This window comes from Sinorhizobium sp. NG07B (assembly GCF_002532005.1).
In the GTDB taxonomy this organism is placed as follows: Bacteria; Pseudomonadota; Alphaproteobacteria; order Rhizobiales; family Rhizobiaceae; genus Sinorhizobium; species Sinorhizobium fredii_C.
The window spans coordinates 629,578-649,830 of the sequence record NZ_NWTD01000004.1; the positions used below are offsets into that span (position 1 = coordinate 629,578).

The 20,253-nt window shown below is 62.4% G+C and carries 17 protein-coding genes, 3 tRNA genes and 1 pseudogene; 11 read left to right on the plus strand and 10 right to left on the minus strand.

The features are described 5' to 3' along the window. Positions 1–29: 29 nt before the first annotated feature. On the plus strand, positions 30–482 hold the full coding sequence (locus CO664_RS17720) for a DUF2155 domain-containing protein (RefSeq protein WP_097539463.1): 453 nt from the start codon (positions 30–32) through the stop codon (positions 480–482). A gap of 70 nt (positions 483–552) precedes the next feature. Here CO664_RS17720 and aat read toward each other — a convergent pair whose 3' ends face one another. From aat to CO664_RS17745, 5 genes are all read right to left on the minus strand, one after another. Beyond that, entirely contained in the window at positions 553–1,167 is a 615-nt protein-coding gene (gene aat, locus CO664_RS17725) for a leucyl/phenylalanyl-tRNA--protein transferase (RefSeq protein WP_097539464.1), read from the minus strand. Positions 1,168–1,176: 9 nt separating this feature from the next. Then, entirely contained in the window at positions 1,177–2,520 is a 1,344-nt protein-coding gene (gene accC / locus CO664_RS17730; protein ID WP_097539465.1) for an acetyl-CoA carboxylase biotin carboxylase subunit, read from the minus strand. Between the two features lie 12 nt (positions 2,521–2,532). Beyond that, a complete protein-coding gene (accB, locus tag CO664_RS17735) occupies positions 2,533–3,009 on the minus strand; it encodes an acetyl-CoA carboxylase biotin carboxyl carrier protein (RefSeq protein WP_097539466.1) in 477 nt (158 codons plus the stop codon). Positions 3,010–3,032: 23 nt separating this feature from the next. Next, positions 3,033–3,479 carry a type II 3-dehydroquinate dehydratase gene (gene aroQ, locus CO664_RS17740; protein WP_037414211.1) on the minus strand — a complete coding sequence of 149 codons (447 nt, stop codon included), beginning with the start codon at positions 3,477–3,479 and terminating at the stop codon, positions 3,033–3,035. Between the two features lie 144 nt (positions 3,480–3,623). Further along, positions 3,624–4,391, minus strand: coding sequence for a DsbA family protein (locus tag CO664_RS17745; RefSeq protein ID WP_097539498.1), 768 nt, complete (start codon positions 4,389–4,391; stop codon positions 3,624–3,626). Between the two features lie 228 nt (positions 4,392–4,619). On the opposite strand from CO664_RS17745, the gene CO664_RS17750 reads away from it, so the two are divergent. Next, complete coding sequence (locus tag CO664_RS17750) at positions 4,620–5,777, plus strand: aminotransferase class I/II-fold pyridoxal phosphate-dependent enzyme (protein WP_083853864.1); 1,158 nt, start codon at positions 4,620–4,622, stop codon at positions 5,775–5,777. Positions 5,778–5,962: 185 nt separating this feature from the next. On the opposite strand, the gene CO664_RS17755 is transcribed toward CO664_RS17750, so the two are convergent. Then, positions 5,963–8,752 carry an Rne/Rng family ribonuclease gene (locus CO664_RS17755; protein ID WP_176536616.1) on the minus strand — a complete coding sequence of 930 codons (2,790 nt, stop codon included), beginning with the start codon at positions 8,750–8,752 and terminating at the stop codon, positions 5,963–5,965. A gap of 823 nt (positions 8,753–9,575) precedes the next feature. Between CO664_RS17755 and CO664_RS17765 the strand changes: the two genes are divergently transcribed. The 3 genes from CO664_RS17765 (at position 9,576) to prfB (ending at position 14,758) form a co-directional block, all read left to right on the plus strand. Next, positions 9,576–10,748 (plus strand): N-acetylmuramoyl-L-alanine amidase, encoded by a 1,173-nt coding sequence (locus CO664_RS17765; protein WP_176536618.1) that lies wholly within the window; start codon positions 9,576–9,578, stop codon positions 10,746–10,748. A gap of 326 nt (positions 10,749–11,074) precedes the next feature. Next, positions 11,075–13,528, plus strand: coding sequence for a penicillin-binding protein 1A (locus CO664_RS17770; protein WP_097539468.1), 2,454 nt, complete (start codon positions 11,075–11,077; stop codon positions 13,526–13,528). Between the two features lie 98 nt (positions 13,529–13,626). Beyond that, positions 13,627–14,758 (plus strand): peptide chain release factor 2 gene (gene prfB / locus CO664_RS17775; RefSeq protein ID WP_097539469.1). Its coding sequence is split into 2 segments (ribosomal slippage): positions 13,627–13,695 and positions 13,697–14,758, totalling 1,131 coding nucleotides; the frame shifts between segments, so codons are not numbered across the junction. Positions 14,759–14,821: 63 nt separating this feature from the next. Here the strand turns inward: prfB and CO664_RS17780 are convergent. Continuing rightward, entirely contained in the window at positions 14,822–15,304 is a 483-nt protein-coding gene (locus CO664_RS17780; protein ID WP_097539470.1) for a hypothetical protein, read from the minus strand. A gap of 73 nt (positions 15,305–15,377) precedes the next feature. Continuing rightward, entirely contained in the window at positions 15,378–16,148 is a 771-nt protein-coding gene (locus tag CO664_RS17785) for an NAD kinase (RefSeq protein WP_037414225.1), read from the minus strand. Between the two features lie 156 nt (positions 16,149–16,304). Here CO664_RS17785 and CO664_RS17790 point away from each other — a divergent pair. Further along, positions 16,305–16,380 (plus strand) — tRNA-Thr (locus tag CO664_RS17790). Between the two features lie 60 nt (positions 16,381–16,440). Here the strand turns inward: CO664_RS17790 and CO664_RS17795 are convergent. After that, complete coding sequence (locus CO664_RS17795; protein ID WP_097539471.1) at positions 16,441–17,382, minus strand: LysR family transcriptional regulator; 942 nt, start codon at positions 17,380–17,382, stop codon at positions 16,441–16,443. 203 nt (positions 17,383–17,585) lie between these two features. Between CO664_RS17795 and CO664_RS17800 the strand changes: the two genes are divergently transcribed. Further along, the gene (locus CO664_RS17800) at positions 17,586–18,206 is read left to right on the plus strand and encodes an FMN-dependent NADH-azoreductase (protein ID WP_097539472.1); all 621 of its coding nucleotides are present in this window, start codon (positions 17,586–17,588) and stop codon (positions 18,204–18,206) included. A 165-nt stretch (positions 18,207–18,371) separates the two neighbouring features. Continuing rightward, complete coding sequence (locus CO664_RS17805; RefSeq protein ID WP_176536617.1) at positions 18,372–18,647, plus strand: hypothetical protein; 276 nt, start codon at positions 18,372–18,374, stop codon at positions 18,645–18,647. Positions 18,648–18,662: 15 nt separating this feature from the next. Here CO664_RS17805 and CO664_RS17810 read toward each other — a convergent pair whose 3' ends face one another. Then, positions 18,663–19,538, minus strand: a complete 876-nt coding sequence (locus CO664_RS17810; protein WP_097539501.1) for an RNA methyltransferase — start codon at positions 19,536–19,538, stop codon at positions 18,663–18,665. A 214-nt stretch (positions 19,539–19,752) separates the two neighbouring features. Between CO664_RS17810 and CO664_RS17815 the strand changes: the two genes are divergently transcribed. The 3 genes and pseudogenes from CO664_RS17815 to CO664_RS30965 form a co-directional block, all read left to right on the plus strand. Next, positions 19,753–19,837, plus strand: a tRNA-Tyr gene (locus CO664_RS17815). Between the two features lie 23 nt (positions 19,838–19,860). Next, positions 19,861–19,934 (plus strand) — tRNA-Gly (locus CO664_RS17820). 242 nt (positions 19,935–20,176) lie between these two features. Then, a pseudogene (locus CO664_RS30965) lies at positions 20,177–20,253 on the plus strand (elongation factor Tu); the annotation flags it as partial.

Genomic DNA, 20,253 nt, shown 5'->3' on the forward strand with positions numbered 1-20,253 from the left:
AAAAACAGCATCGCAGGGGATTGGCGGGAATGGCAGGTTTCTGTCTGCGGAATTTGATCGGCCGGACGGTCCGAAGCATCGGCCTTGCATTTCTTCTGGCCCTGCCGTTGATTTCCGCCGTCGAGCCGGCGCGCGCCGCGCGCCTCTCGAACGCCGTCGCGGTCTTTTCCGGCATCGACAAGATCACCGGCCGCATCACCACCTTCGACGTCTATATCGGCGAGACGGTGCAGTTTGGCGCTCTGCAGGTGACCCCGCATGTCTGCTACAGCCGCGACGAGACGGAGGCACCGAAGACCACCACTTTCGTGGATGTCGACGAGATCACGCTCGACCGAAAGATCCGCCGCATCTTCACCGGCTGGATGTTTGCCGACAGCCCGGGCCTCAACGCCGTCGAGCACCCCGTCTATGACGTGTGGCTCCAGTCCTGCAAGCCAAACTCCGACGTTCCTCCGCCGGATACAGCGGCGAAGCAGTAGGGCGCCCTTCTACCCAAATGCATACTGAGGGCGTCGGTTTGCCTGAAAGACGCCTGCTCCGCCGTGTTGACTAAAATTCGAGATTCGGCGAGGCGATAGCCCGGGCGAGCAGCAGGTCATATTCGGCCTTCGGCACGTCCACAGCGCCGAAGGATTTCAAATGGTCGGTGGTAAACTGGGTGTCGAGCAGCTGGAAGTGCTTGGCGCGAAGCCTCTCGACAAGATGGACAAGGCAGATTTTCGAAGCGTCGGTGCGTAGCGAGAACATGCTCTCGCCGAAGAAGGCCGCCCCGAGCGAGACACCGTAGAGGCCGCCAACGAGCCTGTCGCCCTCCCAGGCTTCGACGCTATGGGCGTAGCCCATGCGGTGCAATGCCGCGTAGAGGGAACGGATCTTGTCGTTGATCCACGTGGTCGGCCGACCCGGCGCGGGCTGCGCGCATCCCTCGACGACCGATTGGAAAGCCGTATCGAAGCGGATATCGAAGGGCCGCTTGCGGATTCGCTTGGCGAGACTATGAGAGATGTGAAACCGATCCAGCGGGATGACGCCGCGAATCTCCGGCTCGACCCAGAAGAGCTCCGGATCGTCTGCCGAATCGGCCATTGGAAACAGGCCGATGGAATAGGCGCGCAACAACATGTCCGGGGTGATTTCCGGTTGTTTGCTGCGCGGTCCTTTCAATCTCGTACCCTATGCGGACGTTGCGGCCAGATGATGCTCCAGCCAGTGAATATCGTAATCACCGTTGGCGATATCCTGATTGTTTATCAGGTCTTGGAAAAGCGGCAACGTCGTCTTTATTCCGTCGATGACAAACTCGTCGAGCACGCGGCGCAGACGCATCATGCATTCGACGCGGGTCCGGCCGTGGACGATCAGCTTGCCGATCAGGCTGTCATAATAGGGTGGGATGCGGTAGCCCTGGTAGGCGCCGCTGTCGACCCGCACCCCGAGACCGCCGGGCGCGTGGAAATGCGTGATCGTACCCGGGGAGGGAACGAAGGTGCGCGGATCCTCGGCATTGATGCGGCATTCGATGGCGTGGCCGGAGAAGACGACGTCTTCCTGCTTGACCGAAAGGCCGGCGCCCGATGCCACGCGGATCTGCTCATGCACCAGGTCGATGCCGGTGATCGCTTCGGTGATCGGATGCTCGACCTGCAAGCGCGTGTTCATTTCGATGAAATAGAACTCGCCGTCCTCGTAGAGAAACTCGATCGTGCCGGCGCCCCGATACTTCATCTTCTTCATTGCGTCGGCGCAGACCTGACCGATCTTCATGCGCTGCTCGATGTTGAGCGCCGGGGAGTTGGCTTCTTCCCAGACCTTCTGGTGGCGGCGCTGCAGCGAGCAGTCGCGTTCGCCGAGATGGATCGCATTGCCTTCGCCGTCGCCGACGATCTGGATCTCGATATGGCGCGGCTTTCCGAGAAACTTCTCCATATAGACCGCGTCATTGCCGAAGGCGGCTGCGGCCTCGGAACGTGCCGTTGCGACGGCGTGCTCGAGGTCTTCCTCGGTTCTGGCGACCTTCATGCCGCGCCCGCCGCCGCCGGCGGTCGCCTTGATCAGGACCGGAAAGCCGATCTCGCGGGCGACTTTCAGCGCGTTCTCCGGCTTCACCTCGCCGTCGGAGCCGGGAACGACCGGGATTCCGAGCTCTTCCGCCGTCTTCTTGGCGGTGATCTTGTCGCCCATCAGCCGGATGTGCTCCGCCGTCGGGCCGATGAAGGTGATGCCGTGCGCTTCGAGGATATCCGCGAACTTGGCATTCTCAGAAAGAAAGCCGTAACCGGGATGCACCGCATCCGCGCCGGTGATCTCGCAGGCGGCGACGATCTGATGGATGTTCAGATAGCTCTCGCGCGACGGCGGCGGCCCGATGCAGACACTCTCGTCTGCGAGCCGCACGTGCATGGCGTCGCTGTCTGCAGTCGAATGCACGGCGACGGTCGCGATGCCGAGCTCCTTGCAGGCGCGCAGCACGCGGAGCGCGATTTCGCCGCGATTGGCAATGAGGATTTTCGAGATCATCGCCAACGCGCCTTATTCGATCACGATCAGGGGTTCGCCAAATTCGACGGGGGCGGCATCCTGCACGAGAATTTCCGTCACCTTGCCCGAGCGCGGCGCCGGAATCTGGTTCATCGTCTTCATCGCCTCGATGATCAGGATCGTCTGGCCTTCCTTGACGGTCGCGCCGACTTCGATGAACGGGCGGGCGCCGGGAGCGGGAGCGAGATAGGCCGTGCCGACCATTGGCGCGGTTACCGCATTCTTGGCATTGTGGCCGCCTTCTGCTGCGACGGGCGCAGCCATCGACGCGGGTACAGCGGCAACGGCCGCCGGCAGCTGATAGCTGGGCATTGCCGCCATGGGCATGGCGACAGGCGTGCCGTTCCGCGAGACGCGGATGCGCAGATCGTCCTGTTCCACTTCGATCTCGGTCAGGTCGGTATCCTTGAGGATATTGGCGAGATCGCGGATCAGCGCCTGATCGATACCGGGTTTCTTGTCAGCCATGGGATATGAGCCTCGTGTACTTCTTATTTCGACGTGTTTGTCAGGTTCTTTAGCGCATGCAGCGCCAGAATGTAACTCTGCGCGCCGAAGCCGCAGATCACGCCCTTGACGGCCGGCGCAATCATCGACTTGTGGCGGAATTCCTCGCGCGCATGGATGTTGGAAAGATGCAATTCGACGACGGGGACGGTGATGGCACGAATGGCATCGTGCATGGCAATCGACGTGTGCCCGTAGGCGGCCGGATTGATGGCGACGCCGGCGGCCTTTTCGCCGGCCTCGTGCAGCCAGTCGACCAGCACGCCTTCGATGTTGGATTGGCGGAAATCGACGTCGAAGCCCAGGAGCTTCCCCTCCGCTTTGCACATCGCCTCGATATCGGCCAGGGTCTGGCCGCCGTAGATGCCTGGTTCGCGCTTGCCGAGGGCATTCAGGTTTGGGCCGTTCAGCACAAAAATCGTCGAGGGCATAAGGGATTCCGGTCCGATGATGGGAGGGTTACCTATAGACCGATGGTTCGGCGAGGGAAAGCCCCCCGGTCTCCCGGGGGATTTGTCCACAAGTCATAGGCGGATGGGAAAGGCTGAACGACGTGACGCGTTCCGCTTCGGCTGTCAGCAGGTGGTCTTGCCGCACTCGCGCATGTTGGCGACCTTCCCGGTGATTTCGGCGGCGCCGACGGCGCCGTAAACCGCCTCGTTGCCGATGACGTAGGAGGGGGTGCCGGTGATGCCGAGATCGTTGGCGAGCATGTAGGCTTCGCGCACCGCGGCGTCATTCGGATCGTCTTCCATTTTGTCGCGCAATTGCTCTTCGGTAACGCCGAGCTTGGCGGCAACGGCGATCGCCGTTTCCTCCGTCGCCCGCTCCTCGGCGCCGAGCAGGGCGCGGTGGAAGTCGCCGTATTTCTCCGGCGCGATCGAGCGGAAGGCGGCGCTGACCTTGTGCGCGGCAAGCGAGTCGGGGCCGAGAATCGGGAGTTCCTTCAAGACAAAACGGACATTCTTGTCGTTGGCGATGATCTCGTCCATGTCCGAGAGCGCCCGTTTGCAGTAGCCGCAATTGTAGTCGAAGAATTCGACGATGGTGATGTCGCCCTTGGGGTTACCGAGCGTAACGTCGTAGGCGGAATTAAAGATCGCCTTTTCGTTCTTGGCGATCGCCGCTTGCGAAGCTTCCTGCTGCTTGGCGCGCTGCTTGGCGGACAGGGCTTCCTGCACTTCCAGCATGATTTCCGGATTGGCGATGAGATATTCCTTGATGAAGGCGCCGATCTCTTCCTTCTGCTTTGCATCGAGCGCCGCCGCGGATTGGGGCAGGGCAATGCCGGCTGCAAGCGCGATCAGCGCTCCGGCGGCAATCATCTTCTTCCTGAGCGTCATCATTCCCTCGTTGTCTTCTCGTACCTGTCTGTCGCCCATTTCGCACTGCCGCGTCAACGCATCTTCATAGACAACGACGATAGCGAGCCTGCCGTCGAAAGCGAGCATAGGGTGCGCGGGCGCGAAACGAAACGGCAAAATCGGCCGAATTGCGGCGCTCCCATACTTGTGAAGCGTGCAGCGATCGGGCAAAGGGCGGGCGTCCAGTCAACTTGCGAGGGTCAGCCATTGGCACAGATGTCGAAACGCAGCGCCGTCGAACCGTTCCATGCCATGGATGTATTGGCGGAAGCGACGCGTCGCCGCGATGCCGGCCATCCCGTCATCTCGATGGCGGTCGGCCAGCCGGCCCATCCCGCCCCAAAGGCCGCGCTGGAGGCGGCGCGGCGGGCGCTGGAGCACGGCCGCCTCGGCTATACCGACGCCCTCGGGACCCTCTCGCTGAAGCGGGCAATCGCCGCCCACTATCAGAGCCGCCACGGCATCGCGCTTGATCCGCAGCGGGTTGCGATCACCACCGGCTCCTCCGCGGGCTTCAATCTGGCCTTCCTGGCTCTCTTCGATCCGGGCGATTGCGTCGCTATCGCCCGGCCCGGGTATCCTGCCTACCGCAATATCATGGCCGCGCTCGGCCTGAGCGTGGTCGAGATCGAAGCCAACGCCGATACAGGTTTTACGCTCACGCCCGAAAGCCTGGAGCGGGCGGCGGCGCAGGCCGGCAAGCCTCTGAAGGGGGTGCTTCTTGCCAGCCCTGCAAACCCGACCGGCACAGTCACGGGAAGGGAGCGTCTCAAGGCGCTCGCCGACTATTGCCGCGCCCGATCGATCGCCTTCATCTCCGACGAGATCTATCACGGGCTGACCTTTGCCGGCGAGGAGACCTCGGTCCTCGAGATCGCCGACGATGCGGTCGTCATCAATTCGTTTTCGAAATATTATTGTATGACCGGCTGGCGCATCGGCTGGATGGTGCTGCCGGAGGCTCAGGTGCGTGTCTTCGAGCGCATTGCCCAGAGCCTCTATATTTCGCCGCCGGAGCTCTCCCAGGTTGCCGCGGAGGCCGCCCTCGGCGCGCATGAGGAATTGGATGGTTACAAGCGGGCCTATGCCGCCAATCGCGACCTCCTGCTGACGCGTTTGCCGGAGATGGGCTTTTCGATCGCTTCACCGATGGACGGCGCCTTCTATGCCTATGTCGACGTCAGCCGCTTCACCAACGACAGCATGGCCTTCGCCCGTCGCATGCTCGCCGAGATCAATGTCGCCGCCACGCCCGGCTTCGATTTCGATCCGCTCGAAGGGCATCGCAGCATGCGTTTTTCCTATGCCGGCGCGCCCGCCGAAATGGCCGAAGCGATGGACCGCATTGCGCATTGGTTGAAATAGCCGCCTTCGGGTCGGGCGCGTCGACCGCTACTACAGCGCCGCGCGTCTTATCAGACGCGCAAAGGTCCCTGTAGCACTTTGAATTACTGCATGCTTCCCTAAATCGAGGTCGATTTAAGGAGGCATGTAGTAACAAAAAAGGCCCGGAATGTTCCGGGCCTTTTGCTTGGTAAGCCTATGCTTTCTCAGAAGAAGCCGCGGCGCTGCCACCAGCCGCCTTTTTTCGGCTTGGCTGCCTCTTCTTCGCTGCTGTCGGCCTTGGCCACATTCGATGTGACCACGGGCTCGGAAGCAATCGTCGTCAGATCCCGATTGGAGCGTGCGGGCTTGCCGGCCTCCAGGTCTGCGACCGCTTCCTCGACTTGAGCAGGACCGGTTTCATCCGGCTGCGCTTCGACAGCCTGTTCGGCCGCCGTGTCGGCATTTTCCGCCGGTGCCTCGGCGGCCACGGCTTTCTTGCGGCTGCGCTTCGGTTTCGCCGGCTTGGCTTCGGCAGCGGGAGTCTCGGCCTTGACAGACGCCGCATTCACGACCTGTTCGACGGCCGCGGCGGCAGCTGCATCGGCGTCGTTGGCGTCCGCTGCCTCTTCGGCATCGGCCGGCTCGTCATCGGACTCTGCAGCAAGAGCGGCCTCACCTTCGGCTTCTGGCCGGTTGCGGCGGCCGCCCCGCTTGCCGCGACGGCGACGCTTGCGCTTCTGATCCCCGTCTGCCGTCAAGGCATCCTGGGCCTCGCCTTCGTCCTCGGACTCGTCGCCTTCGTCAGTCGCGCCATCAAGCGCGTCTCCGGCTTCCGCCGCGACCGATTCCGGTCCGTGGCCGGCACCCTTGCCGCGCCGCCGGCGACGGCGCTTGCGCTTGCGGCCGCCCTGGTCGTCGGAGGCCTGCGCCTTCGGCTGTCCCGGACGCTCGGCCGCGGTCTCTTCCGCTTCCTCCTCGTCCAGATCCTCCTCGATGACGATGTCTTCTTCTTCTTCTTCTTCCGGCTCCGGCTCGAAATGCAGAAGCTGCTCGATCTTCACCGGATTCTCGACCGGTTCGCCTCGGTCGATCGCGAAGTGCTGGGCGCCGACATGCGCGTCCGCCTCGATGATGATCGAGACGCCGAAGCGCCGCTCATAGTCGGTGATCGTGCCGCGCTTCTGATTGAGAAGGTAGAGCGCGATTTCCGGGATCGTGCGGACCGCGATGTCGTGCGTGGTGTTCTTTAGCAGATGTTCCTCGATACCGCGCAGCACATGCAGCGCGACGGAAGACTGCGAGCGAACGTGGCCCGTGCCGTTGCAATGCGGGCAGGACTGCATCGTGCTTTCGAGCACCGAGGCGCGGATGCGCTGGCGCGACATTTCAAGCAGGCCGAAATGCGAGATGCGGCCGACCTGGATGCGCGCCCGGTCGTTCTTCAGGCAGTCCTTAAGCTTCTTCTCGACGGCGCGGTTGTTGCGCTTTTCTTCCATGTCGATGAAGTCGATGACCACCAGGCCGGCAAGGTCGCGAAGACGCAGCTGGCGCGCGACTTCCTCGGCCGCCTCCAGGTTGGTCTGCAGCGCGGTATCCTCGATCGAATGCTCGCGGGTCGAGCGACCGGAGTTCACGTCGATCGAGACAAGCGCCTCGGTCTGGTTGATGATGATATAGCCGCCCGACTTCAGCGTCACCTGCGGCTGCAGCATGCGGTCGAGCTGGGCTTCGATGCCGGAACGCGAGAAGATCGGATGCACGTCGCGATAGGGCTGCACGACCTTCGCGTGGCTCGGCATCAGCATCTTCATGAAGCTCTTGGCTTCCTTGTAGCCCTCTTCGCCGGAGACGATGATCTCGCTGATATCCTTGTTGTAGAGGTCGCGGATCGAACGCTTGATCAGGCTGCCTTCCTCATAGACGAGGCAGGGGGCGGTGGAGTTCAAGGTCAGCGTGCGGACGTTCTCCCACAGCCGCATCAGATATTCGAAGTCGCGTTTGACCTCGACCTTGGTGCGGTTGGCGCCAGCGGTGCGCAGGATCACGCCCATGCCCTGCGGCACGTCGAGCCCGCGGGCGATTTCCTTGAGGCGCTTGCGGTCCTGCAAGTTGGTGATCTTGCGGGAGATGCCGCCGCCGCGCGCCGTGTTCGGCATCAGCACCGAATAGCGGCCCGCGAGCGAAAGATAGGTGGTGAGCGCCGCGCCCTTGTTGCCGCGTTCTTCCTTCGCGACCTGGACGAGCAGGATCTGCCGGCGCTTGATCACTTCCTGGATGCGGTACTGCTTTCGCGGCTTGCGGACCTGCCGGTCCGGAACCTCTTCCATCGCATCTTCTGCGCCGACAGACTCGATGATTTCCTTCTCGCCGTCATGGCCGTCGTCATCGTCGTCATCATCGTCGCGGCGGCGGCGCGCATCGACGTCCTCGGAGATCGAGTCGACGTCGACCATCGCGGCCATTTCGCCGCTGCTGCCCTCATCACTCGCCTCGGCGTCGCCCTGCGCCTCTTCCTTTTGTTCGCTGGCCTTGGCTTTCGCCCGGCGCGTGCGCTTCGGCTTGGCCTTCGGCTTCTCCGCCTCTGCCTTGACTTCCGTTTCCGGTTCGGCCGTCTCAGTTGGCTCGACTGTCTCGGCGGCTTCTTCAGCCGGAGCCTCGTCCCTTGTCGGCGCGACGGTTTGCTCGTCTGCGGTCTCGACCGGCTCGACGTCGTCCTCGCGGCGGGCCTCTTCGGCTTCCGCCTTCAACAGCGCCTGACGGTCGGCGAGGGGGATCTGATAGTAGTCGGGGTGAATTTCGGCGAAGGCCAGGAAGCCGTGGCGATTGCCGCCATAATCGACGAAGGCCGCCTGCAGCGACGGCTCCACTCTGGTCACCTTGGCCAGATAGATATTGCCGCGGATTTGCTTCTTATGTTCCGATTCGAAATCGAATTCTTCTATGCGGTTCCCGCGAACGACAACGACGCGCGTCTCCTCTGAGTGAGACGCATCGATAAGCATTTTCTCTGCCATCTAAGCTCTGCTCCTCGGCGCAGGGCAACGGCAGACAGAGGCACTTCGCTTGGAAGGCTGTCGAACTCGTCGGAAGCTGCGCCGGATGTGAAAGGTCCTGTTTGGCGCAGGTGATGGTGCAGCAGCCAGACGGCAGCCGGAACGATCTCGTCCCGGGGCCTCTTTACTCCTGACCGATGCTGCTGAGTCACATCAAAGACCAAACAAGAATGCCAATGTCCTGGACCTCGAGGGGAGGTCCGATGAATACGCCCGCTTGCGGGCAGTCGGTGAAAATCACCATCAAGAACTCCGGCCACCGCCGGAAATTGCGATCCAGTGTACGGGAGGAAATGCAGCGACGGCGGATGAACACCTGCGGCCGCGGAAGCATGATACGGTTGCAACCGGCTGTTCCGGCTCGATCACTTCCCTGGCGCCAAGCTTCTCGAAGCTCCGGCTGCCCGGCCGACGATTCTATCCCGTCAACACTTTCTCCTTGTGACGCTTTTATGGTTTCTATGTCACATTGGCAAGGGAAAAGCCTTTGCCGCCACAATATTGATCGATTCGCTTGCCCGGGTGAAATCTTGTGTTCAGGAACCATTGCATCGGTTTCGAACCGGTCCGCATTCGTCACCTTGGGTGGCGCCGCGGCAAGGTTTGGTTAACCATGAGGGTTCATTGGTGGACAGTGACGGTGGCGGTTCCTGAGGCCCTGCGCCGGATTTCGAATGACGATGGGGGAGCCCGGGTGAAGCGTTCCGCAACAGAGCGGCATTTGCCGCATTCAAAGAGGCTGTCGCGTCGCGTCGCACCCGTGTTTGCCGTCCTCTTTGCGGCGATGTCCATCCTGTTGCCCGCTGTTGCCGGTGCGGCCGATGATGCCGCCCCCTTGCTGGCTTACGGGGCGCGGGTAGCCGGCGACGACGCGCGGACGCGGATCGTGATCGAATTCGATCGCAATCCCGAATTCTCCATTCACTACGTCGCAAATCCGGTTCGCGTCATCGTCGACCTGCCGGAGACATCCTTCGGCCTGAAGCCGGAGAGCCTCGAGCCACGCGGTCTCTTCGATGCCATCCGCTATGGCGGAATGGGGGCAGGGGCTTCGCGGCTGGTGCTCTCCGCCAGAGGGCCGACCGAGGTCACCCACGCGGAAGTGAAGCCGGAGGAAGACGGCAAGGGCTTCCGCCTGATCATCGATGCCGAGAAGATCGACAAGGCCCGCTTCGACAAGCTCCTCGGCGACCAGCAATGGACGGGAACGGCGCGCACCGCCAAGACCGACCGTCCCGCCCCCGCGCCGGCGAAAGCTCCGGGCGCCTTCGTGGTTGCCGTCGATGCCGGGCACGGCGGCATCGACACCGGCGCCATCGGCAGCGTCACCAAGACGGAGGAGAAGCACGTTACGCTCGCCTTTGCGCGCGATCTTGTGGCGACGCTCAACCGCGAGCCCGGCATAGAGGCCTTTCTGACGCGGGCCGGCGACGAGTTTCTGTCCTTGCCGCAGCGTGTCCAGATGGCCCGGCAGAGAAGTGCCAACCTGTTCATATCCGTCCACGCCGACACGCTGAGGCAGAAGGATATCCGCGGCGCCACGGTCTATACGATCTCAGACAAGGCCTCCGACCACCTCGCGGCCGACCTGGCGGCCCGCGAAAACCTTTCCGACGAGATCGCCGGCATTCCGCTCGAAAGCGAGCCGGCGGAGGTCGCGGACATCCTGATCGATCTCACCCGCCGCGAAACCCAGGCATTTTCAGTCAACTTGGCGCGCAGCGTCGTCTCATCCTTCGAAGGGCAGATCAAGCTGATCAACAATCCCCACCGCCATGCCGGCTTCCGCGTCCTGCAGGCGCCGGACGTCCCGTCGATCCTGCTCGAACTCGGCTTCCTGTCGAACAAGGAGGACGAGAAGCAATTGCTCGATCCGGCATGGCGCAAGAAAGTGTCGGAGCTGCTGGCCGTCGCCGTCGGGCGCTATCGCCAGACGGCGGTTGCGAACGGCGGGTGAAGCCTTCCGAAGGCAGCCACGGGAGGGATGTGATTTGTGTCGCCGGCGTAACAGCGATATGCTTTTCAGCGAGATGCGCACGGTATAACCGACCACCAGCCCTATTTTACTCACAATCCCGGCCTTTGGGGGAAGGGCATCCCAATTTGTTGGGAAACGATGTTGAAGCTTGAGTTTCCTCGCCATATGAGGGAACCCGCGAAGCGTGTAGCTGTCGTGCCGGCCGATTTCCGACGAAAGCGGTTGGCGCGGCCGCTTGGCTTGCGACAGTGGGTCCTTCGAATGGCGACCCGGCGATGGGACAATAAGGTACCGGTATCTGGCTGATGATCAGACTGATAGGATATTTTTTCGGCATTGGTGCGTTTTTGCTGCTCGGGGTCGCCGCAGCCGTCGCGATCTATCTCGGCGCGATCACCAAGGATCTGCCCGACTATGAGGTGCTCGCCAAGTACGCGCCGCCGGTCACGACGCGCTTTCACGCCGGAAACGGTGCGCTGATTGCCGAATATGCGCGCGAGCGCCGCCTCTATCTGCCGATCCAGGCGATACCGGACCGCGTCAAGGCAGCCTTCATCTCCGCCGAGGACAAGAACTTCTACAAGCATCCGGGCGTGGACATCACCGGCTTGGCGCGCGCCATTGCCGTCAACATCCAGAACTTCGGCTCGGGTCGCCGCCCGGTCGGAGCCTCGACGATCACTCAGCAGGTGGCGAAGAACTTCCTGCTGACCGCCGACCAGACGATCGACCGCAAGATCAAGGAGGCGATCCTCTCCTTCCGCATCGAGCAGGCCTACACCAAGGATCGCATTCTCGAACTTTATCTGAACGAGATCTTCTTCGGCCTGAATTCCTACGGCGTCGCCGGCGCGTCGCTCACCTATTTCGACAAGTCGGTCACGGAACTGACCGTCGCCGAGGCCGCCTATCTTGCTGCGCTGCCGAAGGGACCGGCCAACTATCACCCGTTCCGCAAGACCGAGGCGGCGATCGAGCGCCGCAACTGGGTGATCGATCGCATGGTCGAGAACGGCTATGTGACCAAGGCAGACGGCGAGGAGGCGAAGAAGCAGGAGCTCGGCGTGACGCCGCGCCGTGGCGGTGCCCATCTTTTCGCTTCGGACTACTTCGCCGAAGAGGTGCGCCGGCAGATCATTCAGAAATATGGCGACAATGCTCTTTACGAGGGCGGGCTGTCGGTTCGCACGTCGCTCGATCCGCATCTGCAGATCATCGCGCGCAAGGCGCTGCAGGACGGGCTCTTGGGCTATGACGAGCGCCGCGGCTTTCACGGGCCGGTCAAGACGATCGAGATCGGCGGCGACTGGGGGGAGCCTCTGAGCAAGATCCCGACATTGAACGACATGCCAGAATGGAAACTCGCCGTCGTGCTCGCCGTCGACAGCGAAGGGGCCGAGATCGGCATCCAGCCGGACAAGGAAGCCTCGGGGAAGATCGTCGCCGAACGGGTCACCGGGCACATTTCCGCAGAGAACATGCAATGGGCCTACCGCGCCGCAGGCGGCCAGCGCAAGGCGGCAAAGTCCCCGGAGGGCGTCGTCGGTCCAGGCGATGTCGTCTATGTCGAGCCGCTCGAGCAAAAAGGCGAGTATCGCCTTCGCCAGCCGCCCAAGGTGCAGGGCGGGCTGGTCGCGATGGATCCGCATACCGGCCGCGTTCTGGCGATGGTCGGCGGCTTCTCCTATGGCCAATCGGAGTTCAACCGCGCCACCCAGGCGATGCGCCAGCCCGGTTCCTCCTTCAAGCCCTTCGTCTATGCGGCAGCTCTCGACAGCGGCTACACGCCCGCCTCGGTCATTCTCGATGCGCCGATCGAAATCGTCGCCGGCGGCCAGGTCTGGCGCCCGGAAAACTACGGCGGCGGCTCTGCCGGTCCATCGACGCTGCGCCTCGGCATCGAAAAGTCGCGCAACCTCATGACGGTGCGGCTTGCCAACGACATGGGCATGAACCTCGTCGCCGAATATGCCGAGCGCTTCGGCATCTACGACAAGATGCCGCCGCTGCTTTCCATGTCGCTCGGCTCCGGCGAGACGACCGTGCTGCGCATGGTGTCGGCCTATGCGGTCATCGCCAATGGCGGCAAGCAGATCAAGCCGTCGCTGATCGACCGCATCCAGGACCGCTACGGCAAGACGATCTTCCGTCACGAGGACCGCACCTGCGACAACTGCAACGCCGACAATTGGGCCGAGCAGGAAGAGCCCGTGTTGACCGACAACCGCCTGCAGGTGCTCGATCCGATGACGTCCTACCAGATCACTTCGATGATGGAGGGCGTCATCACCCGGGGTACGGCGGCGGGCAAGATCAAGCTGGACCGTCCGGTCGCCGGCAAGACCGGCACGACCAACGACGAGAAGGACGCCTGGTTCGTCGGCTACACGCCCGACCTCGTCGCCGGCCTCTATCTGGGCTTCGACGATCCGGCGCCGCTCGGTCGCGGCGCGACGGGCGGCAGTCTGTCGGCACCGATCTTCAACGCCTTCATGCAGGAGGCGGTCAAGGGGACGCAGCCGGGCAAGTTCGTGGTTCCGGAGGGCATGAACCTCATCCCGGTCAACCGCAAGACCGGCATGGCGGCGGTCGAAGGCGAGCCGGACACGATCATCGAAGCCTTCAAGCCGGGCACCGGTCCGGCCGAAACCTTCTCGGTCATCGGCGACCTCGACGAATATGCGCCGCCGGAGGAGATCCTGAAGAACTCCCCGCAGGCCAACCAGGCCGTGACCTCCGGCTCCAACGGCCTCTTCTGAGCCTTGCCCTCGATCCGGATGCCCGTCGCCTTTACATCGGCGGCGGGCGTCGCTATTTGACCCTCACATTTTTCGAAGCCACACCAAGAAGCGGGACCATGCGCAGCGAAATCGAGAACATCGTCGACGAAATCAAGCAGGCCATAAGCCTGCTGAGGAGGCATCTTTGACTGGGAGCAGGCGATAAGACGACTGGACTGGTTGAACAACAAGGCGGAAGATCCGTCGCTCTGGAACGATGCGGCCGAGGCGCAGAAGCTGATGCGCGAGCGCCAGCAGCTCGACGACAGCATTACCGGCCTGCGCCGTTTTGAGCAGCAGCTGAGCGACAATATCGAGCTGATCGAACTCGGCGAAGAGGAGGGCGATTCGGCCATCGTCAGCGAGGCCGAGGACGCACTCCGTCAGCTGCGCAACGAGACTGCGAAGAAGCAGGTCGAGGCCATGCTTTCGGGCGAGGCGGACCAGAACGACACCTATCTCGAAGTCCATTCGGGCGCCGGCGGCACCGAAAGCCAGGACTGGGCCAACATGCTGCTGCGCATGTATTCGCGCTGGGCCGAGCGGCAAGGTTACAAGGTGGAACTCTTGGAAATCCAGGACGGCGAAGAGGCCGGCATCAAGTCGGCGACGCTCCTCGTCAAGGGCCACAACGCCTATGGCTGGCTGAAGACCGAATCGGGTGTCCATCGGCTCGTCCGCATCTCGCCCTATGACAGCAATGCGCGCCGTCACACCTCGTTTTCGTCCATCTGGGTCTATCCGGTCGTCGACGATTCGATCCAGATCGACATCAATGAAAGCGATTGCCGCATCGACACCTACCGTTCGTCGGGCGCCGGCGGCCAGCACGTCAACACGACCGACTCGGCCGTGCGCATCACGCATATGCCGAGCGGCATCGTCGTGCAGTGCCAACAGGAGCGTTCGCAGCACAAGAACCGCGCCAAGGCCTGGGACATGCTGCGCGCCCGGCTCTATGAAGCCGAGCTCAAGAAGCGCGAGGAGGCGGCCAATGCCGAAGCCGCTTCAAAGACCGATATCGGCTGGGGTCACCAGATCCGCTCCTATGTCCTGCAGCCCTATCAGCTGGTGAAGGACCTGCGGACGGGCGTCGAAAGCACGAGCCCCGGCGACGTGCTCGACGGCGAGCTCAACGAGTTTATGGAGGCCGCACTTGCCCACCGCGTCAGCGGCGGTGCGGATGCGGTCGTCGAGGATTTGGGCTGAACGCGCCGAACAGGAACTGCGACAAACGGCCGGGTGCTCCCCGGCCGTATTCTTTTGTCGGCGTCAGTTGGTCGCGCGCTCGATCTTGATGTCCCCGACTTCGTCTATCAGCACCGTCCACGATTCCGGTTCGGTGGCGGAAGGGTCGGTCTTCAGATAGACGGTCGCGAACATTCCCGGCTGCCGCGTGATGCCCGTCGAGGTCTCGGGTCGAATGTCGGTGACAAAGGACTTCATCGCCGTGAACTCCTCGAGCTCGGCGGACGAGACCACTTCCGGGCCGGTCGGCGTCGAGGCGATCTGCTGGAGATGGATGCGCGCGGTGCCGTCACTCTGCCGCACGGCAATCAGCTTGTAGTAGCCACGCTGCGCGGCCCGTTGCGCAACGCCTTCCGGATCGCCGGCCGGCGCTACGCCGGCTCCGTCCTCCCAATAGCCGGTGCTTGTGACGAAAGTGACGTTCGAGGGGAGGATGCCGCCGTCCTGCGCCCGCAGAGCGCCCGCGGACAACAGGAAGCAAAGCGCGATCACAAGGGGGTTGCGCATCCTCAAGATTCCTTCGTGCGCGGCGCGGAACAATAACCGCTGCCGCAGAATACCATGACGTTCCGCTTGTGATTCAATTGGAGAACTGCTCGGCCAGGATGCGGTCGGACCAGGAATGATCCGGATCGGACAGGATGCGGGCCGTCAGCTTCTCCGATTCGGCGATCGTGACCCGAACGACCGACTTGACCTCCTGGTGATCCGCGACGGCGTTGACCGGCCGCTTCTCGGCCTCGAGAATCTCGATCTGGACGGTAACGCGGTTGGGAAGCAGCGCGCCGCGCCAGCGCCGCGGCCGGAAGGGACTGACCGGGGTCAAGGCGAGAAGCGGGGCCTCGAGCGGCAGGATCGGCCCGTGGGCGGACAGGTTATACGCAGTCGATCCCGCCGGTGTTGCGAGCAGCAGCCCGTCGCAGGTCAGTTCATCGAGCCGCACCTTGCCGTCGACGAGGACCTTGAGCTTTGCCGCCTGATAGGACTGGCGGAAGAGATAGACCTCGTTGATCGCCAGCGCGGTGAATTCGTTGCCGTTGGCGTCGAGGGTCCGCATTTCCAAGGGGTGGAAGGCGTTGTCGACGGCGCTGGCGATGCGTTCGCGCAGATCATCGGTGCTGTAGCGGTTCATCAGGAAGCCGACCGAGCCGCGATTCATGCCGTAGACGCGCTTGCCGGTATTCATCGTCTTGTGCAGCGTGTGCAGCATGAAACCATCACCGCCGAGCGCGACGATCACGTCCGCCTCCTCCGGGTCGTGGTCGCCGTAAATCTCCTTGAGTTCCTTTGCCGCCTTCTGCGCTTCTTCGGCCGTCGAGGCGATGAAGGCGAGTGTGCTGAACTGGGTCATGCATTCAGTCCGTTTGTCGTTGCGCCCGGCGCGGCGATCGACGCCATGCCTGTTTTTCTGGCACGACCATGCGGCGAGTGCACCCGAAATTTTGAGAGGAGCCGCATTTTTGCTTTACACAAGAAAGGAATATGGTAACTCCCGTGATCGAAAAGTGCCCTTATAGCTCAGTTGGTAGAGCGGCTGATTTGTAATCAGTAGGTCGGGAGTTCGAGTCTCTCTGGGGGCACCATTTTTGAAGCTTTTCGAAGCTACCACACCTCCCCACACTGATCGGCGACTCACAATTTCCTCAAATATCGAAGGACTGCGCCGGTCTCGGGTCGATCTCGCGGCAACGCTGCATCGCCTTGATCAGGTTCTCTGCCAGATAGTCGATCAGCGCGCGCGTCGCCGGCAGTACGCCCTGTCGGGACGGAAAGACGAGATGGACCATGACGTTGCCGGAGCCCCACTCAGGCAGGACGGGGACGAGAACGCCGGTTCGGAAGGCGCGCTCGCAGATGTGGTCCGGCAAAAGCGCGATCCCCATTCCTTCGATCGCGGCGCGTTCGAGGATGACGAAATCGCTGCAGCCGATCACCGGTCGGTGGGCGATCTCGATCGATCCGCCGTTCGCGTGATAGAGGCGCCACACGTCGCTTGCGTGTTGCTCGTTCATGGAGAGCGTCGGCATTTCGGCAAGATTGGTGGTGGTGACTTCTCCGATTCGCGCAAGAAGCGTCGGGCTGGCGGCCAGCCGCGAGCGGACCTCGCCGAACTTGCGCACGATCAGGTGGCTGTCCGTATCGAGCTGGTCGCGCGCGCGAAGCGCCACGTCGAAACGCTCCTCGATGAGATCGAGACGTCGATTCGTGGCGGTGATGAGCAGTCGGACGCCCGGGTAGCGCCGATGGAAGCCCGGCAGAATGTCGGCCAGCATCGGTGCGAAGCCGAGGGGGCAGCCAAGCCGCACAACGCCCGTCGGCTCGCCGCGCACGGCGGCGACCTCGGCTTCCGCGGCCGCTACGCCGTCGAGCAGCCCCTGGGCGTGTTCATAGAAAACGCGGCCGATTTCCGTCACGCGCAGCTTGCGCGTCGAGCGCTCGAGAAGCCGCACGCCCAGTTGATCTTCCAGCCGCGCCACATGCTTGCTGAGCTTGGATTTGGGAATGTTCAGATAACGCGCGGCGGCGCTGAAGCCGTTGTTCTTCACGACGGCGGCGAAGAGGGCGATATCGTTCAGGTCCTGCATGCTAGCCTCCACCAGAGCGGGCGTCGCGCGCGCATCCGCTCTGGGAATCCAATGTGATCGTTCCGACGGAGTCTGATTTTCCCGCGCCGGAACGCTCCGATTGTTTCCCTCAGGAAACGGAATGTCAATTATTCGCCGTCTTATCCAGCGATTGTTTTCAAATCATATGTTGTGCACCGCAACTAGAAACAAAGGTGCCTCCCATGAACGTCCTTCATATCGACTCCGGCATTCTCGGAGAACATTCGGTTTCCCGTCGTCTGACGGCGGCGATCGTCTCACAGATCAAGGCAGACCGGCCCGACGCGAAAGTCACCTATCGCGATCTCGTCTCCGAGCGCCTCCAGCATCTGACCGGCGCACAGATCATGGCGCCTGCCGACCTCGGTGAAGTCGATCCGGCGCTCGCCTCCGATATTCGGACTGGCCGCCAGATGCTCGACGAATTCCTTGCCGCTGACACGATCGTCATCGGTGCGCCGATGTACAACTTCTCGATCCCGAGCCAGCTGAAGGCCTGGATCGACCGCCTGGCCGTCGCTGGCAAGACCTTCCGTTACACCGAGGCGGGCCCGGAGGGTCTCGCCAAGGGCAAGAAGGTGATTGTCGCCTCCACGCGCGGCGGACACTATTCTGCCGGCCCGGCTTCGGCGATGGATCACCAGGAAAGCTATCTGCGGACCGTTTTCGGCTTCTTCGGAATCACCGACGTTGAGTTCGTCCGCGCCGAGGGCCTGAACCTCGGTGCCGACCAGAAGCAGTTCGCCATTGCCGAAGCTGAAAAGACCATCGCGGAAGGCAACGTTCTGCGCCTGGCGAGCTAAGATTGAATTCGGCCGGCGCCGGAGCGGGATGAGGAAAACTGTTCGTGGTTTTCCGCCCGCATCCCGCTCACCAAAAGTGCCGGTCTGTTGCGGAAGAATGCCGGTCGCGCAAGCGGCCGGCATTCTTCGTTTCTGATCGGGCCGGATTTGCGGTATTCTAGCGAGATGAGAAGCCTGGTCGTTCTGCAGGTTCTGGCCCTGTCGCTGTCGGCTGCCGCCATGGTCGCCGAGAGTGCGGCTGCGTCGCCGCCGGACCGGCGCTGTACCTGTCGCAATCGCGACGGGACAAAATACGAACTCGGCCAGATGACATGCATCCGGGTCGGCGGCATCTCCTACATGGCGCGCTGCGAAATGAACCTCAACGTCACGACCTGGAAGAAGGTGCGTGACGGCTGTCCGACGGCGCACATGACCTTAAGCGCCGTGCCGGTGCTTTGACCGGCATCGGCCGTTTCAAGCCTTGAGGTGCTGCCTTGCTGCATACATCGCGATCGCCGCGGCGTTCGAGACATTGAGCGACTTGATGGCGCCGGGCATATCGAGTCGGGCCAGCGCCGCAACGGTCTGCCGCGTCTTCTGCCGCAGCCCCTTGCCTTCCGATCCAACCACGAGGGCGATCTTCTCGCCAGAGAAGGTATCCTCCAGCGGTTGCGGACCCTCCGAATCAAGACCGATCGTCTGGAAGCCCAGCTTGTGCAGTTCTTCAATCGTATCGGCGAGATTGGTTATCTGGATATAGGGAATGAGTTCCAGCGCCCCGGAGGCCGATTTTGCGAGCACGCCTGATTCGGTCGGGCTATGGCGCATGGTGGTGATCAGCGCGCCGGCTTCGAACGCCACCGCCGAGCGCATGATGGCGCCGACATTGTGCGGATCGGTCACCTGGTCGAGCAGGAGGATCAACGGACAATCGCTGAGCGCCTCGAGCTTGCGGTGCGGCAGCGGCCGCGTCTCCAGCATGACGCCCTGGTGGATGGCATCCGGCCCGAGGACCCGATCGAGATCCTGCGGCGTGACGATTTCGACGGGGAAGGGGAGTGACGAAGGCTCGCCGAGTTCCAGCCTCGCCGCCGCATTCTGCGTCACGCTGAGGCGGATGACCGTGCGCTCCGGATTGTCGAGGGCGGCGCGGACCGTGTGCAGCCCATAGAGAAGCACCTGCTCTGGCGCCAGCGCCGGCGGCTTCCAGTCGGCCGGCATCTTCCGGCGCTTGTCCGGGCGGGGTGTCGGAATCTCGCCGCGCTCGCGGCGGGCGTCGCGATGGGCACGCCGCAAAGTGGCGTAGTGGCTGTCCTTGGCGCTCTTGTCGCCGCTCTTGTCCTTGCTCATGCGCATCTTATAGTGAGGTTAGTTCGGTCTTGGAAATGGTTTCGGATAGTGCGGCCGCCGGTGGCTGTGGAGAAATTCTGAAATTTTCCGTTTCGCTCTGTTGACAGGAGGAATGCGGCCGGCCATATACCCGGCGCAGATCGAAAGACGACACGAAACGGCGTGCTTCTTCCACGATCTCAAAAGCTTGGTCGATTGATCCCGACAGAATAATGGAGGGATGCCCGAGTGGTTAAAGGGGACGGACTGTAAATCCGTTGGCTCAGCCTACGTTGGTTCAAATCCAACTCCCTCCACCATTCTGCTTCAGGATCGAAGGCCCGCGGGTATAGCTCAATGGTAGAGCAGCAGCCTTCCAAGCTGAATACGCGGGTTCGATTCCCGCTACCCGCTCCAGCCACTTTCCGGCTTACTTCAAAAAAGTGTCGGATGTTCCTGACATCGTTGAGTGTTCTGGCTCTGGCGATTCCATCCGCGCTGGCGCGGTGGAGCTTCTCTATGGACTTTAAAATTGGCTGAGACCTTGCCGTCCGGGCGGACGCAATTAAGTCTTGCGCAAATGCCGCGAAACCCTTAAACGGCTGCACAAACCGGCCCAGCCGGCTGATCCATCGTATTTGACCACAGGAAGCGTACCCATGGCAAAGAGCAAATTCGAGCGCAACAAGCCGCACGTCAACATCGGCACGATTGGCCACGTTGACCATGGCAAGAC

Excerpts from the sequence above, each read along its gene's own strand:
- accB (WP_097539466.1), bottom strand. The coding sequence starts at position 3,009 with ATGGCTGACAAGAAACCCGGTATCGATCAGGCGCTGATCCGCGATCTC.
- CO664_RS17800 (WP_097539472.1), top strand. The coding sequence starts at position 17,586 with ATGAACGTCCTTCATATCGACTCCGGCATTCTCGGAGAACATTCGGTT.
- CO664_RS17780 (WP_097539470.1), bottom strand. The coding sequence starts at position 15,304 with ATGCGCAACCCCCTTGTGATCGCGCTTTGCTTCCTGTTGTCCGCGGGC.
- aroQ (WP_037414211.1), bottom strand. The coding sequence starts at position 3,479 with ATGCCCTCGACGATTTTTGTGCTGAACGGCCCAAACCTGAATGCCCTC.
- CO664_RS17765 (WP_176536618.1), top strand. The coding sequence starts at position 9,576 with ATGTCCATCCTGTTGCCCGCTGTTGCCGGTGCGGCCGATGATGCCGCC.
- CO664_RS17720 (WP_097539463.1), top strand. The coding sequence starts at position 30 with ATGGCAGGTTTCTGTCTGCGGAATTTGATCGGCCGGACGGTCCGAAGC.
- CO664_RS17805 (WP_176536617.1), top strand. The coding sequence starts at position 18,372 with ATGAGAAGCCTGGTCGTTCTGCAGGTTCTGGCCCTGTCGCTGTCGGCT.
- CO664_RS17795 (WP_097539471.1), bottom strand. The coding sequence starts at position 17,382 with ATGCAGGACCTGAACGATATCGCCCTCTTCGCCGCCGTCGTGAAGAAC.
- CO664_RS17755 (WP_176536616.1), bottom strand. The coding sequence starts at position 8,752 with ATGGCAGAGAAAATGCTTATCGATGCGTCTCACTCAGAGGAGACGCGC.
- CO664_RS17810 (WP_097539501.1), bottom strand. The coding sequence starts at position 19,538 with ATGAGCAAGGACAAGAGCGGCGACAAGAGCGCCAAGGACAGCCACTAC.
- CO664_RS17745 (WP_097539498.1), bottom strand. The coding sequence starts at position 4,391 with ATGACGCTCAGGAAGAAGATGATTGCCGCCGGAGCGCTGATCGCGCTT.
- CO664_RS17785 (WP_037414225.1), bottom strand. The coding sequence starts at position 16,148 with ATGACCCAGTTCAGCACACTCGCCTTCATCGCCTCGACGGCCGAAGAA.
- CO664_RS17770 (WP_097539468.1), top strand. The coding sequence starts at position 11,075 with ATGATCAGACTGATAGGATATTTTTTCGGCATTGGTGCGTTTTTGCTG.
- accC (WP_097539465.1), bottom strand. The coding sequence starts at position 2,520 with ATGATCTCGAAAATCCTCATTGCCAATCGCGGCGAAATCGCGCTCCGC.